The following is a 16,318-nucleotide window of genomic DNA, read 5'->3' as shown; positions in this document are numbered from 1 at the left end:
AGCAAATCAATAGGACGTGAGTGCGCCGCCTTTGAGGCGATTCCGTGGCCTGCGGATATGTACTATTCCAGTTCGCGGTATTCCAGCCGCCAATCGGGAAATCCGAATCCATCGGGCCAAGGATAGACCTCTTTCTGGTTGAAGTAGATCACACCGACCAGCTGCTCCATCGTCGGGCGTGGCAGGCGCACCGAGTTTTCCCACTGGGCGACATAGTCCGCGCTGCCTGAATAGCCCAGTTCGACGACCACGACCGGCTTGTTGAAGACCGCCGCCCGATCATAACGTTCGGTCAGGATTTCCGCGAAGGTGCGGGGTTCGCCGAATGTCGCGCGTTCCCACGGTTCGTAGCCAAAAATCGACAGCCCCACCAGATCGACGTAGTCGTCACCCGGATAATAGTCAGCCATGCCTTCCTCGCCCAGGGGCGACCAGACGGCGTTGATTCTTGGTGCTTCGGCGCGGCAGATTTCTATCATCCGGCGGTAGGCCGCGATGTAGTCGGCCGGAGTCCACGCCGCCCAGATGAACTGACCGTCGTTAACCTCCATCTCGTGGCCCCAGCGCACCGAAATCGGGCTTTGCAGCGTTCCGATCACGCGACAGATGCTGCGCATGTTGGCGTCATAATAGCCGCCCTTGATCCCGTTGCGCAGAAACTCGGCGGTGTTGCGTTCGTCGCGGCTCCAGGTCCAGGGCTCGACGGTGATGAACAGTGCGCGGTTGCGTTCGAGCGCATAGTTGTCGGCATCAACCAGCGTGCTCAGGTTCACGTCCTCCCACGGCATGAAGAGATGTTCGATCGTGAGGTCCGGATCGTCGGAAAAATCGCCGTCCGGGTCATAGGCGCCGAATGGCAATGTGCCGGGGGGCGCGGCGAAAACGGGGGTGACGATCAGCCACGCCACGGCGGCCATCTGGATAAACCTATTGCAACGCATACCTTTTTCTCCTCACATTCCAAACCTTTACGACGAGAGTCTCCATCATCGCAACGACAGTTTGAAGAAATAATCGATCTCACCCGCGCCCGCGCCCGCGCCCGCCACACGGCTGCGTATTCCGACAATCTCCAGCCGTTCGAGGCCAATCGCAAGAGCATAGGTGCTTTCGGCGGCCCGCAGCACGAGAGACTGACTCAGAAGGGCGATCAGCCCGGCAACCAACGCCCCCTGCACCAGCCCGTCCCGCCAGGTGCCGATATAGCGAAAACCGTTCTCGGTAACGTGGCGGATCACCGTCATCGCCAGTGCCAGTGTATAGAGGCAACCGGCGAAAAGCGTAAGCAGGTAGAAGCCCTGTGCCTCCTGCACGTCATTGATCAGCAGGACCGGCAGTATGCAGCCGGCGGCCAGTACCCCGTTGACCGTCAACACCTTGAGCGGCAAGCGCCCTTTCGCGGCCTCGCCCTTGGGCGTGATGCGAAAGTCGACAAAGCCGCCGGCGAGCGTGTCGCGCACCGCCATGATGCTGCCCCAGAGCACCCAGGGCCATTGCACCATGATGAACAGGATTCTTTCCCAACTTATCACGCGGGCATTGGTGGGGCGAAAACTGTGGTCCAGCCGCAAGGAGATGGCGATCAGCATCAGCGCCCCGATCGGTGGCAGGGCGTGCGCCAGATAGTCGGGAAAGGTGACCATCGCATAGCGGAAATCGAACACCACCGCGAGGATCGGGATCAGATACATCGCCAGATAGGTCAGCGCGAGGATCGGATAGAGCGCCTGGCAGAACAGGAATTGCGCCTTGAGCCGCAACGGCAGGCCGGGCAGGTAGCGGTGCGTGTGCTGCAACAGCAGCGTCACCAGGGACCGTGACCATTGAAATTCCTGCGTGACCATATCGGCCACGCTGGCCGGTCCGTCGCCCACGGCGATCGCGTCGATCGCATGGACCCCGCGCCATCCGCCCGCATTCAGGATCATCGTGGTTGAATGATCTTCGGCCAGTTCCGGGCCCAGACCGCCAACCTGTTTCAGCGCCACCGTGCGCACGGCATAATGCGACCCGATGCACATCGGTGCAAAGCCATTGGAATAGCCCGCCTGCAGGATGCCGTGAAACGCGCCTTCGGTATCCAGCCGCATCCGCGCGGCCCAGTTGTCGGGCGCGTTCGACGCGCAGATCGACGGCGCGCTGACATAGCCCACGGTCGGATCGGCGAAGGGGCGCAGGATTTCGCGCAGATAACCGGGCTGGGGCACATGGTCGGTATCGAGCTGGCTGACGATATCGTAGTTCTCATAACCGTGATGGTCGTAGAAATAGGCAAGGTTGCCTTCCTTGCAGCGTGTCCGACGCGGCCAGACGGGGCGGTGATAGGCGGCAACCCCCTTGCGGGTGCAGATCCTGACGCCGTTGGCGGCGCACCAGTTCAGGGTTTCCGCGTCGGGGTCTTCGTCAGCGAGCCATGTGTCATGCGGATAATCCTGTGTCAGCATCGCCTCAAGCGTGCGGCGGGCGACCGAAAACGGCTCTGCCGGGGTTTTGGTCGTGATCATTGCGACGCGGTATTGGCCGGGCTGCGGGTCCGGTCCGTTGGGCCGCACCGCGCGCATCAGGAACACCACGAAATAGCCTTGCAGAAAGGTGATCCAGCCGAGCAGCCCCGTCACTGTCCAGTAGCGCAGAGGCTCGATCACATGGGCGGGGTTCAGCCACCACACCCAGAACCAGATGGCAGCTACAAGCCAGAGCGCAACAAGCGCGAGATACCGGACCCGCCGCTTTCCTGAAAAGACGGGCGCCAGCAGCGGGGTGATGTCATGCGGCGCGGACATGGGCGATTCCGAACCAGGGTGCGGCGTGGCACAGGATGGTGTCGATCTCTGACAGTTCGGTCTGAAAGCCAAGCCTTTGTCGCGCCAGCGACGGATCGGCGGTCAGAACCGGGGGATCGCCCGCGCGGCGGTCCTGAAAGGTTACCGGCAGCGGGCGTCCGGTCAGCCGCTCGATGGCGGCGATGATCTGGCGGATCGACAGGCCCTCACCGGATCCGAGGTTGAGCCGCAGCGGCGCTCCGCCGTCCAGCAGGTACCGCAGCGCCAGCACATGCGCGCGCGCCAGGTCGTGAACATGGATATAGTCGCGGATGCAGGTGCCGTCGGGCGTCGGATAATCGGTGCCGAAAACCGACAGGGCGCCCCCCCGCCCCGATGCGGCCATCAGCGCCAGCGGGATCAGGTGGGTTTCGGGATCGTGAAATTCGCCCAGTTCGCCCTCGGGATCGGCCCCGGCGGCGTTGAAATACCGCAGCGCGACATGATCCAGCCCATGCGCCGCCGCCTGATCGGTCAGCATCTGTTCGCCGATCAGCTTGGTCCGGCCATAGGGGTTGATCGGGTTTTGCGGGCTGTCTTCGGTGATCGGCAGATGCGCGGGCACGCCGTAGGTGGCGCAGCTTGAGGAAAACACGATCCGTGTCACGCCCGAGCCCTGCATCGCCCGCAGCAGCGACGCCATGCCCCCGACGTTATTGTCATAATAGGCCAGCGGATCGCGCATGCTGTCGCCGACATAGGCGCTGGCCGCGAAATGCATGACAGCCACGGCACCGTGATCCGTCAGCGCGGTCTGAACCGCCGCGGTATCGCGCAGGTCGCCGCGCACCAAGGGGCCAAAGCGCGCGTTCTCGGATCGCCCGGTGGTCAGATTGTCAAAGGCGACGGGTCTGTAGCCCGACGCCCGCAGCAGCTTGCAGGTGTGTGAACCGATAAAGCCCGCGCCGCCGGTCACAAGGACTGTCGGCGCGGTCGTCATGACACGCGCGCCTCCACGCTCTGCGCGTTGAGAACCGACCAGAACCAGCGGATCGTCAGGTCAAGCCCCTGATCCAGCGCGACCTTGGGCGCCCAACCCAACAGTTCGGCTGCGCGACTGATGTCGGGGCGGCGCTGGCGCGGGTCGTCCTGCGGCAGAGGCTGGTTGATCAGGCCGACGCTGGCGCCGGTCTTGTCCAGCACCTTGCGCGCCAGTTCCAGCATGGTGAATTCATCGGGATTCCCGAGGTTGACAGGCATCTTTTCGTCCGAGGCCATCAGCGCGATCAGCCCGTCGACCAGATCGTCGATGTAGCAGAACGACCGCGTCTGTGACCCGTTGCCATAGATTGTCAGATCCTGACCCCGCAGCGCCTGCACGATAAAGTTCGACACCACGCGGCCATCATCGGGGTGCATGCGCGGGCCATATGTGTTGAAGATGCGCGCAATGCGGGTTTGAACACCCAGATGCGCGCCATATTCCCAGAACAGGGTTTCGGCGGCGCGCTTGCCCTCGTCATAGCAGGCACGCGGGCCACAGGTGTTGACGTTGCCGCGATACCCCTCGTGCTGCAAGCTGATCTCGGGGTCGCCGTAAACTTCGGAGGTTGAGGACAACAGGACTTTTGCGCCCTTGTCCCGCGCCAGATTCAACAGGTTCATCGCGCCGTCGGTGCAGGTGCGGAATGTGTGGATCGGGTCCAGCTGATAGCGTGGCGGTGACGCCGTACAAGCCATATTGTAGATTTCATGAACCGGCCCATCCAGTGCAAGCGGCGCGGTCACGTCATGCAGTACGAACCGGAAGTCGTGATGCGCCAGAAGGGACGCGATATTGTCCCGCGACCCTGTCTGCAGGTTGTCCACGCAGACAACCCTGTGGCCCTGGTTGATAAATCTTTCGCAAAGATGCGAGCCGACAAAGCCCGCGCCACCAGCAATCACTATCGTCTTTATTCTGGCCACACCCGAGAAGGATGGCCGCTTTACAGAAATCGTATTCATGACCCATTTCCCCAGCAACAAATTCAGTGATACTGGTGGCCTTGGTCACAAATTGCCCGTAATTTGGCCCAGGTATTGAACTCACCGCCATCACAGAAAAATCATCGCTAACAACGCGTTAATGGATACATTACGGCCCGCTTGCGCAATTCTGTCAACTACTAGACACTTTTTGAACACTTTTTGGACACAGTGTGGCGCTGTGCATACTATTAGTTATCAATAGGAGATAGCTGCCCATGAGGGGCACAACCGGGGATTGCCAAAACTGATGTCAACGCGCAAACGACGTCATCACACGCGGCCATGCCGCACAGATGATTCGGGTGACGCCCTGAATGACGGGCGGTCAAGCCGCCTATCTGTCCGACAGGACATTGATCAAGGAAAAGTTATTATTTCGGAATGGCTTGGCGGATTTTGCGCCGGATTCGGGGCCATTGGTGGCGTGCAAGAGGCGGGTATGAGTCAAACAGGATATCGCGCCTCAACTCATCCGTCGGATTTGCGTTTGAGATGCGTGAAACGCCGCGCATAGGGATTGCCGTTGATCAGGTTCTTCCCCGGTTCAAACACATGCCATGCGCGCATGTCGCTGGTGGGCGTTTGCCATATCCGTGCGCTGTTATCGCCGGCGTGCGCCCAGCAGCGTTTGTTGTCAACACTGTCATAGTTCGCACTGCTCCACCTGGCTTCGATGCACAGTTCGCCCTTGCCGGTCACATACCATTTTCCTTCGCCGACAGAGTTGTTTTCCGCGGTCGCAGTCAGGGCGCCATTGTTGCCAAAGTAGGCGTGCCCATCCTCCCATCTCCAGGTTTTGCCGAAATACATCCGGGCAACCTCTTGCGCGTCGATGCGCTTCAGCGACAGGCCCTGTTCCTTTCCGCTGGCGATGTCGAAATCGGGTTTGTGGATATTCCCCTGAACCAGTTGCTCTTCAGGATCAAAGATGTTCCAGTCGGCCCGCATTCCGCTTCCGCTCACCGGCGCCTGCCAGAGTTGACCCCTGTCATCGACAACATGTTGCCAGCATTTTCTGGTCGGTTGACTTGTTGCCTGGGTGCGCCAGACAGCGTCGAAACACAGCTTGCCCGTCGAATGGACGACCCATTTTCCTTCCGCGCTCTCTTCGAGTCCGACGGCGGCCTGGAATGTCCCGTCTTGCCCGAAATAGGCGTGGCCGTCAGGCCATTTCCAGGTTTTTCCGGAAAAGAGTAGCGCAATTTCCTGGCCTTCCGCCTTTTGATACGGCTTCGGCAGTGAATTTGCAGAAGCAGTGTTGCTTCCCAGAAGCAACACGATTGACGCTGCTATAACGATATCAATTTTCATGGCGACAAAACCCGGAACTGTCCAAATTACCATTACAGATTTTTCACTATATACGAACTTGCGCAAAATCATATGACTTGAGTTTAGGTAGCCGGGACCCGTTTTGGTCAATCGAAACCATCGCGCGCCGGATCAGGCCGGGGGCAGCCGCGCCCTAGATCAGGAATTCGGCCAGCACCTCGTCACGGGTGATGTCGCGGTAATCGAAACCGGCGGCGTCCAGTTTCTGAAGGATATGGGTGAAATTCTCGGGGCGGGTGGTTTCGATCCCGATCAGGACAGAGCCGAAATTGCGCGCCGATTTCTTGAGATATTCGAACCGCGCGATATCGTCCTCCGGCCCCAGAATCTCGAGGAAATCGCGCAGCGCGCCGGGGCGTTGCGGCATGCGGAGGATAAAGTATTTCTTGACGCCCGAGAATCGCTGCGCACGTTCCTTGACCTCTGGCAGGCGTTCGAAATCGAAATTCCCGCCCGAGGTGACGCATACGACTGTTCTGCCACGGATGGATGCGCCCATGTCCTTGAGCGCATCGACGGCGAGCGCGCCGGCGGGTTCCAGCACCACGCCCTCGACGTTGAGCATCTCGAGCATGGTGGTGCAGAGCCGATCCTCGTCGATCACCAGCGCCTGTGCGGGGTCGATATCCGCCAGCCGGGCAAAGGTGCGCGCGCCGATCTGCGCCACCGCCGCGCCATCGGCAAAGTTGTTGATGTGGTTGAGACGCACCGGCTGACCGGCCCGGAGCGCCGCCGAGAGACACGCGCCGCCCGCGGGTTCGACCAGCGTCAGCGTGGCGCGATCCCCGACATAGCTGCGCACCCCCGCCGAGAGGCCACCACCGCCCACCGGCAGGATCAGGTGATCGGGCAGGCCGCCCAGTTGCGCCTCGATCTCGACGGCGACGCTGGCCTGGCCCTCGATCACGTCCTCATCGTCGAAAGGGGACAGGAAATGCCCACCCACCTGCGCGCAATAGGCCTGTGCCGCCGCGAGCGTGTCGTCGAAATAATCCCCCGTCAGGCGGATCGAGACCGCATCGCCGCCAAAAATCCCGGTCTTGCCGATTTTCTGCTGTGGCGTGGTCACCGGCATGAAGATCACGCCCCGCACCCCGAAATGGCGGCACATGAAGGCCACGCCCTGCGCGTGATTGCCGGCACTGGCGCAGACGAATTGCGTGGTCTCGGGCCGCGCCGCCAGCACCTTGCGCATGGCGTTGAACGCGCCGCGCAACTTGTAGGAGCGCACCGGCGTCAGATCCTCACGCTTGAGCAGGATCTCGGCCCCGTAGCGGTCCGACAGGTGGTCGTTGCGCTGGAGCGGCGTCGGTTCGAACACGGCGCGCATGGCGGCCTCGGCGGTGCGGGCGTTTTGCTGAAACTCGGTCATGCCCGTCTGAGTGACGGAATCGGCGCGCGCTGGCAAGGGGTCGACCTTGCCCCGCGCCCGAAAACCCGCTAAGCGCGCTGGCGATATCGGCACGAAGGGGAACAAGATGTCCGCGCCCAAGAAAGTTGTTCTGGCCTATTCCGGGGGGCTTGATACCTCGATCATCCTGAAATGGTTGCAGACGGAATATGGCTGTGAGGTGGTGACTTTTACCGCCGATCTGGGGCAGGGCGAGGAACTGGAGCCGGCGCGGCAAAAGGCGGAACTGCTGGGGATCAGGCCCGAGAACATCTATATCGAGGATGTGCGCGAGGAATTCGTGCGCGATTTCGTCTTTCCGATGTTCCGCGCCAATGCGGTCTATGAGGGGCTGTATCTGCTGGGCACCTCGATTGCCCGCCCGCTGATTTCCAAACGCCTGGTCGAGATTGCCGCCGAAACCGGAGCCGATGCGGTGGCGCATGGCGCGACCGGCAAGGGCAACGATCAGGTGCGGTTCGAACTGGCGGCCTATGCGCTGAACCCCGATATCAAGGTGATCGCACCCTGGCGGCTGTGGGATCTGACCAGCCGGACCAAGCTGATCGCCTTTGCCGAGGAGAACCAGATCCCGATCGCGAAGAACAAGCGTGGCGAGGCACCGTTTTCGGTGGATGCCAACCTGCTGCATACCTCGTCCGAGGGGCGCGTTCTGGAAGATCCGGCAGAGATGGCGCCCGATTACGTCTATCAGCGCACGGTCCGCCCCGAGGACGCGCCCGACACGCCGGAATTCATCGAGGTGACGTTCGAGCGCGGCGATGCGGTGGCGATCAACGGCGAGGCGCTCAGCCCCGCCACGATCCTGACGCAGCTCAACGAGCATGGCCGCAGGCATGGTATCGGTCGGCTCGATTTCGTGGAAAACCGCTTTGTCGGCATGAAATCGCGCGGCATATACGAGACACCGGGCGGCACCATCCTGCTTGAGGCGCATCGCGGGATCGAGCAGATCACGCTCGACAGCGGATCGGGGCATCTGAAGGATTCGCTGATGCCGCGCTATGCGGAACTGATCTATAACGGGTTCTGGTTCAGCCCCGAGCGCGAGATGCTGCAGGCCGCCATCGACCGCAGCCAGCAGAATGTGACCGGCACGGTGCGGCTGAAACTCTACAAGGGGTCGGTGTCCTGCGTCGGGCGCTGGTCCGATCACAGCCTCTATTCCGAGGCGCATGTGACCTTTGAGGATGACGCCGGGGCCTATGACCAGAAGGACGCGGCGGGGTTCATCCAGCTGAATGCACTGCGGCTGAAACTGCTGGCGGCGCGGAACCGGCGGATCAGGGGGTAGATACCCGCGCGGTCAAAGGCGGCCCCCGAGGTTTCGCCACTTCGGGGGTCGCCTTCGGATTGACGTGCGCGTTACTGCGCCGTGACGACCTGCATGACAAGGTTGCCATCGACCCGGATCGGCCCGTCCTCTTTTGCGCCAAGGGTATATTCGAAAACTCCGGTTGCGCTGCCGCCCTGTTCGGCATGCACCATCAGCATCAGCATCTCGCCGGGCCTCACTTCTTCCTGAAGGATTGCCGCGACATCCGATGTCTCGCCCTTGCGAAGCGGCGCGTAGCCGACCACTGGCCCCGGCTTCATCTCGGCGTCCGTGCGATGCACGACCAGCCAGCCGTTCTCGGCGGCAACGACCGTGTCAGCGGTGACGGTGCCGCCCGCTACGCTCTGATCCGTGGCGGTGACCATCGGGGCCATGTCATGACTGTCGGCGAATACACCGGATGCGCCCAACGCGAGCGCCGCTGCAAGAAGGGGGATCTTCATGATGAACTCCTGTTGCTGTGATGACCGATATTGACCGGCCTGCGCGATAGTCACGTCTTGCGGCAGCAAAAGGTTTCAGGCTGTCGGAGAAATTTTACGCGAGCGGAATCCTGAAGCGCCGCAGACGCTCATAGGCAGGCATTGCCGCCTCGGCCAGCGCCGCGCGCGCCCCGTCGAGGGCGGGCAGCGGCCCCTCGGCGAGGGCAAAGCCGGTGCTGTCGTGCACCGCTCCATACCAGTGCGCGGCCCAGACGCCGTCGTCGGGATGTCCGCCGCGCGGCCAGTGCAGCATTCTCTCTGTCCAGTCGAGACCGATCGCGACACAAAGCCGTTTCAGCATTCCCGCCGGGTCGCGGCGGATATCGCCCGAGTCGATGACCACCGGATGCGCCCCGGCCTGCGCCAGTTGATCGTAAAGCTCGACCTGCTGGACAAAGCCGATATCGGCGAGCGTCGGGTTATCGTATTTCGCGGAAAAACTGGCCGCGACACGGGCGGGGTGGCGGATGAGAAAGACATTGACCATCTCATGCACCCAGTCGCGCGGGATGCCGGGGATCATGTGCTGCGCCATGTGTTTCTGGTAGAAATGCGGCTTTTGCGCCGGAACAGGGCCTGAAAGCTGCGCCACCACCTCTGCCGGGTCGGTCGGCTGTGCGGTGAGTATGTCCTGCCGCATCGGATGATCCAGCCCGGTTCTTGCCAGATAGGCGGCATAGAAAGGTTCGTCCACCACGGCACAGTCGCCACGGGCGGCAAAGCTGTACATCATCGCGGTCGAGAGATTGCGGGGGCCGGACCACATGGCGATGCGCATGTCAGGCCCGCCCCGACACGTCAAGGACAGCGCTTTCCGGATTGTGAAGATGTTTCATGCGGCGCCCCGTTGCTGTCGCTGCGGTCGTGTTAAGGATGTCTAGGATCGTCGAATCACGGATGCAACAGAAGAGGCGGGACATGGAGGCTGATTTCTGGCACAGGCGTTGGGAAAAGGCGCAGATCGGGTTTCACGAGGGTCGGGTGAACCGGATGCTGGCCACGCATGTCGGGGCGCTGCCGATCCCGCCCGGCGCGCGGATTTTCCTGCCGCTCTGCGGCAAGACGCGCGATATCGCCTGGCTCTTGTCGCAGGGCTATCGCGTGGCCGGGGCGGAGCTGAGCGAGATCGCGGTGCAGCAGCTGTTCGACGAAATGGACATCGTGCCAGAGGTGACGGAGGCGGGCCTGCTCCGGCATTATGCGGCGACGGGGGTGGATATCTTTGCCGGTGACATGTTCGCACTGTCCGCGCAGACCCTCGGGCCCGTCGATGCAGTTTATGATCGCGCGGCACTGGTGGCGCTGCCGCAGAAGATGCGCGGGCGCTATGCGGATCATCTGGCCGCGATCACGGGCCTGGCGCCGCAGCTTCTGGTGACGTTCGAATACGATCAGTCGGTGATGGACGGTCCGCCTTTTTCCCTGAGCGATGAGGATGTCGCGGCCTGCCACAGCGCACGATACGACATCGGGCTGCTGGCCGAGGCGGATGTGCCGGGGGGGCTCAAGGGGATCTGCCCGGCGCGGGAAAAGGCGCTGTTGCTGCTGCCGCGTCAGGCGGTTTCGCGCTGAATCAGCGCCTTGTAGAGGCCCTGGATTCGCTGGGTCATCGGCCCGGTCCGGCCATCGCCGATGACCCGCCCGTCAATCTCGCCCACCGGCGTCTGCGCGCCGAAGGTGCCGGTCAGGAACGCCTCGTCGGCGCTGTAGGTTTCGACCAGCGAAAAGTTCCGTTCGAACACGGGAATACCGTTTTCCCGGCAGAGCGCGATCACTTTGGCGCGGGTGATGCCGTTCATGCAGTAGTCGCCCGTAGAGGTCCAGACCTCGCCCTTGCGGACGATAAAGAAATTGCAGGCGTTGGTAGTGTTCACGAAACCATGTACGTCGAGCATAAGCGCCTCGTCAGCACCCGCCTTTTCCGCCGCGATGCAGGCGAGGATGCAGTTCAGCTTGGAATGTGAGTTGAGCTTGGGATCCTGGGTCATCGGCAGGCCGCGCATGTGCGGCACGGTCGCCAGACGGATCGGGCGGGCGATGCGGGGGCGCGAATGTTCCATGATGATCGCGATGGTCGGGCCCTGCCGGCTGAGCGCGGGATGCTGGAACGGCCGGGTTTTCACGCCGCGCGTCACCATCAGCCGCGCATGGGCGTCGGTCTGCATGGCATTGGCCTGTTGCGTCTCTGTTATGGCCTCAAACACCTGTTGCCGGGTCATTCCGATGTCGAGATCAATCGCCTTTGCCGCCTCGAACAGGCGGTCCAGATGTTCCTCCGCAAAGGCCCATTTGCCGTTATAGAGGCGCAGCCCCTCCCATACGCCGTCGCCCAGCATGAAACCGCTGTCATAGACGCTGACCAGCGCCTCGTGCCGGGGCACGACCCGGCCATTGAGCCAGATCAGGATGGAATCGTTGCGGGCGTCGTCCTGTGCCTGATGCGTGGTTTGCTGATCGGTCATCCGCTCTCTCCGTTTCTGCTGAGCGTAGTCCCGCCGAAACCGGGTGCCAAGGGCGAAACATTGCTCAACACCGCGTGACATCACGCTGTCGTCTGTTGGTGCGAGGATCGCCTTGCGGCAGGATGGCCGCAATCAGGAGGACGGGCCATGATCGGATACATACGGGAAATCAAGGCGGCGACCCTGGCGATGCTGATCGTTGTCGGGCTCTGCGTTCATGCCAGGCATGCCGAGGCGGCAGAACCGGAAACTCTTGTCGTGGCGGGCGGCTGTTTCTGGTGCGTCGAGTCGGATTTCGAGCGCGTGTCGGGCGTGATCGAGGCAGAATCGGGATTTACCGGCGGCACGGTGGAAAACCCCACTTACAAACAGGTCACGCGCGGAGGCACCGGACACTACGAGGCGGTACGCATCACCTTTGATCCGGCGACCGTCTCGCGCGAGACACTCCTGGCGCTGTTCCTGCGGTCGGTCGATCCGACCGATGCGGAGGGGCAGTTCTGTGACCGCGGCGACAGCTATCGCACTGCGATTTTCGTATCCGATGCAGAGGAAGAACAGCTCGCCGAGGTAGTCATATCCGCCGCCGCAGCCGATCTGGGGCAGGATATCGTGACCCCGATCCTGTCGCTTGAGTCCTTTTACCTCGCCGACGCCGGGCATCAGGATTACTACAAGAGCAGCGATATCGTGCTCACCCGGTTCGGCCCCCGAACCAAGGCCACGGCCTACAAGCTGTATCGCGAGGCCTGTGGCCGCGACGCGCGGGTGCGCGCGCTCTGGGGGGTGGATGCGCCCTTTGCCGGTCACTTCTGAGCCATGAAGGCCAGAACATCGGACAGATCCGGGATCGCCTCTGCCGTGCCGGGGCGAGTGACCTGAAGCGCGGCGGCGGCGGCGGCGCGGGTCAGGGCGGCCGCCGGGTTCATCCCCTGCGAGAGACCCGCGACGGCATAGCCGGCAAAGGTATCCCCGGCACCGGTGGTATCGACCACATCGACGGAAAAGGCCGGAACAGTGACGCAATCGTCGTGCGTCAGGTCGCGCCATTCCGCCCCCTGCGCACCGCGCGTGATCAGGAGTTGCGGCACCTCAACCCGGCCCAGCGCCGCGCGCAGTTGATCCGCTTCGACCGCGTTCAGGATCAGCAGCGTCACATATGGCAGAACAGCCCTGACCGCATCCGGGCCAAAGGGGGCAGCGGAACAGGCGATCCGCATGCCCCTGTCATGGGCCAGTTGCGCGGTCTCGACCTGAAGGCTGGTCTCGTTCTGCAGGAGCAGCCAGTCGCCCGGTCCGGCCCCGTCCAGCGCCGCCGCGACATCGGCGGGGCGCAGCGCCCGGTTGGCGCCGGGCCAGATCACGATGGCATTCTCGCCCGCCGCGTCCACATGAATCACGGCATGTCCCGAGGGTGCCGCGCTGCGCGCGACATCGCTCACATCCACGCCATGCCCGGCCAACGCCGCGATTAGCCAGTCGCCATCCGGGCCGACCGCCCCGATATGGCGGACGCCTGCCCCGGCCCGCGCCACCGCAACCGATTGATTGGCGCCCTTGCCGCCCAGCATCCGCGCGTAACTGTCCGCCGCCAGTGTTTCGCCGGGCCGGGGCAGATGCGGCAGCCGGTAGATGTGATCGGCGTTGATCGAGCCAAGGTTGTAGATCATCACGCGCCCCCGGTTTCTTCTTGGTCCAAATACCCGAATCCTGCGGCCGGCCCCGGACGCGCCGGGGAAACTATAGACCGGTTCCTGATTGATCGCGACATGCCTGCGCGGCGCGGTTTGGACTTTCGCAGCGCGGCGCAGATTTGTAAGGTCACGCCCAGCAGCAAGGGGGGCAGGGTGAACAACGCGGCATCAACCGTCACGCCGATGATGGCGCAGTATCTTGAAATCAAGGCGCAGTATCCGAATGCGCTGTTGTTCTACCGGATGGGCGATTTCTACGAGCTGTTCTTTGACGATGCCGCCGTCGCCGCCGAGGCGCTGGACATCGCGCTTACGAAACGCGGCAAGCATCTGGGCGAGGATATCGCCATGTGCGGCGTGCCGGTGCATTCGGCCGAGGGCTATCTGCTGACGCTGATCCGCAAGGGATTTCGCGTGGCGGTCTGCGAACAGATGGAGGATCCGACAGAAGCGCGCAAGCGGGGGGCGAAATCCGTCGTGCGGCGCGAGGTGGTGCGGCTGGTCACGCCAGGGACGCTGACCGAGGAAAGCCTGCTGGAGGCGCGGCGGCACAATTACCTTGCCGGTTTCGCCATGGTGCGGGGCGAGGGGGCGCTGGCCTGGGTCGATATCTCGACGGGGGCGTTTCATGTGATGCCGCTTGGTCCGGCGCGGCTGGGGCCGGAGCTGGCGCGGCTGGGGCCGCGCGAGGTGATCATCGCCGAAGGGGAAGAGGGCGATCTGGCTGAAATCGTCTCTGAGTCGGGTGCGTCGCTCACCGCGCTGGGGCGGGCGGCGTTTGACAGCACGGGGGGTGAGAGGCGGCTTTGCGCGCTTTTTGGTGTCGATGCGCTGGATGCCTATGGCGAGTTCACCCACCCCGAGATTGCCGCCATGGGGGCGGTCGTCGAGTGGCTGGAGGTCACACAAAAGGGCAAGTTGCCGCTCTTGCGGCCTCCGATTCGCGAAAATCAGGCGCGCCTGATGCAGATCGACGCCGCAACACGGCGCAATCTGGAGCTGACGCATGCGCTGGACGGGCGGCGTGCCGGATCGCTCCTGGCCACGATTGACCGGACGGTGACGGCGGGGGGCGGGAGGCTGTTGGAGCGGCGGCTGTCGAGTCCGAGCCGCGTGCTCGACGTGGTGCAGGGGCGGCTGGCGGCGGTCGGGTTTGGCGTTGAGCACGTCCGCCTCTGCGCCGATCTGCGTGAGATGCTGCGCAAGGTGCCGGATCTGGACAGGGCGCTGTCACGGCTGGGTCTTGACCGGGGCGGGCCGCGCGACCTGGCTGCGGTGCGCAACGGGCTGTCGCAGGCGACAGAGGTCGCGGCAAGGCTGGGTGACAGTGATCTGCCGCCGCTGTTGAGTGAGGCGGTCGCCGGATTGACCGGCCATGACGCCCTGCTGGACCTGCTGGATCAGGCGCTGATGGCGGAACCGCCGTTGCTGGCGCGCGATGGTGGATTCATCGCGCCGGGATTTGACCCGGATCTCGACGAAGCGCGGCAGTTGCGCGACGAGGGGCGCGGGGTGATCGCCGCGATGCAGGGCGATTATGTCAAGCAGACCGGCATCCCGTCGCTGAAGATCAAGCACAACAACGTGCTGGGCTATTTCATCGAGGTAACCTCGACCCATGCCGAGCGGATGCTCGCGCCGCCGCTAAGTGAGACGTTCAAGCATCGGCAGACCACGGCCAACCAACTGCGCTTTACCACCGTGCCGCTGAGCGAGATGGAGACAAGGATCCTGAATGCGGGCGGGCGGGCGCTGGAGATCGAAAAGCGTCTCTATGACAGCCTGAAATCCGCCATTCTGGACCGATCCGCCGGAATCGCACAGGCCGCGCGCGGGCTGGCGGAGCTGGATATTGCCATGGCGCTGGCCGATCTGGCGCGTTCGGAAAACTGGTGCAGACCGCGCGTCGATCAGAGCCGCACCCTGAAGATAGAGGGTGGCAGGCATCCGGTGGTCGAGCGCGCGCTGCGGGCGCAGGGCGGTGTGCCGTTCATCGCCAATGATTGCGATCTGGGCGGCGACAGCGATATCTGGCTGCTGACCGGCCCGAACATGGCGGGGAAATCGACCTTTCTGCGGCAGAACGCCCTGATTGCGCTGCTTGCGCAGATGGGCAGCTATGTGCCTGCAACCTCCGCGCATATCGGCATGGTGAGTCAGCTTTTCAGCCGGGTCGGGGCCTCTGACGATCTGGCGCGGGGGCGCTCGACCTTCATGGTGGAAATGGTCGAAACGGCGGCGATCCTCAATCAGGCGGACGATCATGCGCTGGTGATCCTGGACGAGATCGGGCGCGGCACGGCCACCTATGACGGGCTGTCGATCGCATGGGCCACGCTGGAGCATCTGCACGATGTGAACGGCTGTCGGGCGCTTTTTGCCACGCATTACCATGAGCTGACCAACCTGAGCGACAAGCTGGAGCGCGTGGAGAACGCCACCGTCACCGTCAAGGAACACGGCGGCGAGGTGATTTTCATGCATGAGGTGCGCCGGGGGGCTGCGGATCGCAGTTACGGCGTGCAGGTGGCCAGGCTGGCCGGTCTGCCCGAAGCGGTCGTGGCGCGGGCGCGCGTGGTGCTGGATGCGCTGGAAAAGGGCGAGCGTGAGGGGCGCGGCGCGCAACGGGGATTGATCGACGATCTTCCGCTATTCGCCGCGACGCCGCCCCCCGCACCGATGCCCCGACGCGATTCGGCGGTCGAGGCGCGGCTGGGCGAGATTCTACCCGATACGCTCAGCCCGCGCGAGGCGCTGGATCTGCTCTATGAGCTGAAGGATCTGGCCGACAAGGCCGGGTCGTAGGGG

General features: G+C 63.2%; 14 protein-coding genes. 4 read left to right on the top strand and 10 right to left on the bottom strand.

All coding sequences use genetic code 11. The features are described from left to right. Positions 1-62: 62 nt before the first annotated feature. From BSG08_RS05125 to ilvA, 6 genes are all read right to left on the bottom strand, one after another. Entirely contained in the window at positions 63-941 is an 879-nt protein-coding gene (locus BSG08_RS05125) for a glycoside hydrolase family 26 protein (RefSeq protein ID WP_139274535.1), read from the bottom strand. 45 nt (positions 942-986) lie between these two features. After that, a complete protein-coding gene (locus tag BSG08_RS05120) occupies positions 987-2,783 on the bottom strand; it encodes a glycosyltransferase family 2 protein (protein ID WP_093033037.1) in 1,797 nt (598 codons plus the stop codon). Continuing rightward, complete coding sequence (gene galE, locus BSG08_RS05115; protein WP_093033035.1) at positions 2,767-3,762, bottom strand: UDP-glucose 4-epimerase GalE; 996 nt, start codon at positions 3,760-3,762, stop codon at positions 2,767-2,769. The genes BSG08_RS05120 and galE overlap by 17 nt, the downstream gene beginning before the upstream one ends. After that, positions 3,759-4,769 carry a UDP-glucuronic acid decarboxylase family protein gene (locus BSG08_RS05110; RefSeq protein WP_093033032.1) on the bottom strand — a complete coding sequence of 337 codons (1,011 nt, stop codon included), beginning with the start codon at positions 4,767-4,769 and terminating at the stop codon, positions 3,759-3,761. Before BSG08_RS05110 ends, galE begins: the two co-directional genes overlap by 4 nt. Positions 4,770-5,261: 492 nt before the next feature. Next, positions 5,262-6,104 carry a DUF995 domain-containing protein gene (locus BSG08_RS05105; RefSeq protein ID WP_175544694.1) on the bottom strand — a complete coding sequence of 281 codons (843 nt, stop codon included), beginning with the start codon at positions 6,102-6,104 and terminating at the stop codon, positions 5,262-5,264. A 154-nt stretch (positions 6,105-6,258) separates the two neighbouring features. Next, on the bottom strand, positions 6,259-7,497 hold the full coding sequence (gene ilvA, locus BSG08_RS05100) for a threonine ammonia-lyase IlvA (RefSeq protein WP_093033026.1): 1,239 nt from the start codon (positions 7,495-7,497) through the stop codon (positions 6,259-6,261). Positions 7,498-7,603: 106 nt separating this feature from the next. Here ilvA and BSG08_RS05095 point away from each other — a divergent pair, with 106 nt between their 5' ends. After that, the gene (locus BSG08_RS05095) at positions 7,604-8,830 is read left to right on the top strand and encodes an argininosuccinate synthase (protein ID WP_093033345.1); all 1,227 of its coding nucleotides are present in this window, start codon (positions 7,604-7,606) and stop codon (positions 8,828-8,830) included. A 71-nt stretch (positions 8,831-8,901) separates the two neighbouring features. Here BSG08_RS05095 and BSG08_RS05090 read toward each other — a convergent pair whose 3' ends face one another. Continuing rightward, positions 8,902-9,315, bottom strand: a complete 414-nt coding sequence (locus tag BSG08_RS05090) for a DUF7282 domain-containing protein (protein WP_093033342.1) — start codon at positions 9,313-9,315, stop codon at positions 8,902-8,904. Positions 9,316-9,409: 94 nt separating this feature from the next. Beyond that, positions 9,410-10,132 carry a sulfotransferase-like domain-containing protein gene (locus BSG08_RS05085; protein WP_093033023.1) on the bottom strand — a complete coding sequence of 241 codons (723 nt, stop codon included), beginning with the start codon at positions 10,130-10,132 and terminating at the stop codon, positions 9,410-9,412. A 140-nt stretch (positions 10,133-10,272) separates the two neighbouring features. On the opposite strand from BSG08_RS05085, the gene tmpT reads away from it, so the two are divergent. After that, complete coding sequence (tmpT, locus tag BSG08_RS05080) at positions 10,273-10,926, top strand: thiopurine S-methyltransferase (protein WP_093033020.1); 654 nt, start codon at positions 10,273-10,275, stop codon at positions 10,924-10,926. Here the strand turns inward: tmpT and BSG08_RS05075 are convergent. Then, positions 10,908-11,816, bottom strand: coding sequence for a D-amino acid aminotransferase (locus BSG08_RS05075; protein ID WP_093033017.1), 909 nt, complete (start codon positions 11,814-11,816; stop codon positions 10,908-10,910). The two genes, tmpT and BSG08_RS05075, sit on opposite strands and share 19 nt — an antisense overlap. Before the next feature lie 147 nt (positions 11,817-11,963). On the opposite strand from BSG08_RS05075, the gene msrA reads away from it, so the two are divergent. After that, on the top strand, positions 11,964-12,632 hold the full coding sequence (gene msrA, locus BSG08_RS05070) for a peptide-methionine (S)-S-oxide reductase MsrA (RefSeq protein ID WP_093033014.1): 669 nt from the start codon (positions 11,964-11,966) through the stop codon (positions 12,630-12,632). Here msrA and BSG08_RS05065 read toward each other — a convergent pair. Next, complete coding sequence (locus BSG08_RS05065) at positions 12,623-13,486, bottom strand: ribokinase (protein WP_093033010.1); 864 nt, start codon at positions 13,484-13,486, stop codon at positions 12,623-12,625. The two genes, msrA and BSG08_RS05065, sit on opposite strands and share 10 nt — an antisense overlap. Before the next feature lie 207 nt (positions 13,487-13,693). On the opposite strand from BSG08_RS05065, the gene mutS reads away from it, so the two are divergent. Further along, complete coding sequence (gene mutS, locus BSG08_RS05060; protein ID WP_093033339.1) at positions 13,694-16,315, top strand: DNA mismatch repair protein MutS; 2,622 nt, start codon at positions 13,694-13,696, stop codon at positions 16,313-16,315. The last annotated feature ends 3 nt before the right edge of the window (positions 16,316-16,318 follow it).

This window comes from Roseovarius azorensis (assembly GCF_900109455.1).
Lineage (GTDB): Bacteria > Pseudomonadota > Alphaproteobacteria > Rhodobacterales > Rhodobacteraceae > Roseovarius > Roseovarius azorensis.
Note: the sequence above shows the minus strand (reverse complement) of the source record. Positions and strands in the feature narration are given on the sequence as shown.

Excerpts from the sequence above, each read along its gene's own strand:
- BSG08_RS05125 (WP_139274535.1), bottom strand. The coding sequence starts at position 941 with ATGCGTTGCAATAGGTTTATCCAGATGGCCGCCGTGGCGTGGCTGATC.
- BSG08_RS05120 (WP_093033037.1), bottom strand. The coding sequence starts at position 2,783 with ATGTCCGCGCCGCATGACATCACCCCGCTGCTGGCGCCCGTCTTTTCA.
- galE (WP_093033035.1), bottom strand. The coding sequence starts at position 3,762 with ATGACGACCGCGCCGACAGTCCTTGTGACCGGCGGCGCGGGCTTTATC.
- BSG08_RS05110 (WP_093033032.1), bottom strand. The coding sequence starts at position 4,769 with ATGAATACGATTTCTGTAAAGCGGCCATCCTTCTCGGGTGTGGCCAGA.
- BSG08_RS05105 (WP_175544694.1), bottom strand. The coding sequence starts at position 6,104 with ATGAAAATTGATATCGTTATAGCAGCGTCAATCGTGTTGCTTCTGGGA.
- ilvA (WP_093033026.1), bottom strand. The coding sequence starts at position 7,497 with ATGACCGAGTTTCAGCAAAACGCCCGCACCGCCGAGGCCGCCATGCGC.
- BSG08_RS05095 (WP_093033345.1), top strand. The coding sequence starts at position 7,604 with ATGTCCGCGCCCAAGAAAGTTGTTCTGGCCTATTCCGGGGGGCTTGAT.
- BSG08_RS05090 (WP_093033342.1), bottom strand. The coding sequence starts at position 9,315 with ATGAAGATCCCCCTTCTTGCAGCGGCGCTCGCGTTGGGCGCATCCGGT.
- BSG08_RS05085 (WP_093033023.1), bottom strand. The coding sequence starts at position 10,132 with ATGCGCATCGCCATGTGGTCCGGCCCCCGCAATCTCTCGACCGCGATG.
- tmpT (WP_093033020.1), top strand. The coding sequence starts at position 10,273 with ATGGAGGCTGATTTCTGGCACAGGCGTTGGGAAAAGGCGCAGATCGGG.
- BSG08_RS05075 (WP_093033017.1), bottom strand. The coding sequence starts at position 11,816 with ATGACCGATCAGCAAACCACGCATCAGGCACAGGACGACGCCCGCAAC.
- msrA (WP_093033014.1), top strand. The coding sequence starts at position 11,964 with ATGATCGGATACATACGGGAAATCAAGGCGGCGACCCTGGCGATGCTG.
- BSG08_RS05065 (WP_093033010.1), bottom strand. The coding sequence starts at position 13,486 with ATGATCTACAACCTTGGCTCGATCAACGCCGATCACATCTACCGGCTG.
- mutS (WP_093033339.1), top strand. The coding sequence starts at position 13,694 with ATGATGGCGCAGTATCTTGAAATCAAGGCGCAGTATCCGAATGCGCTG.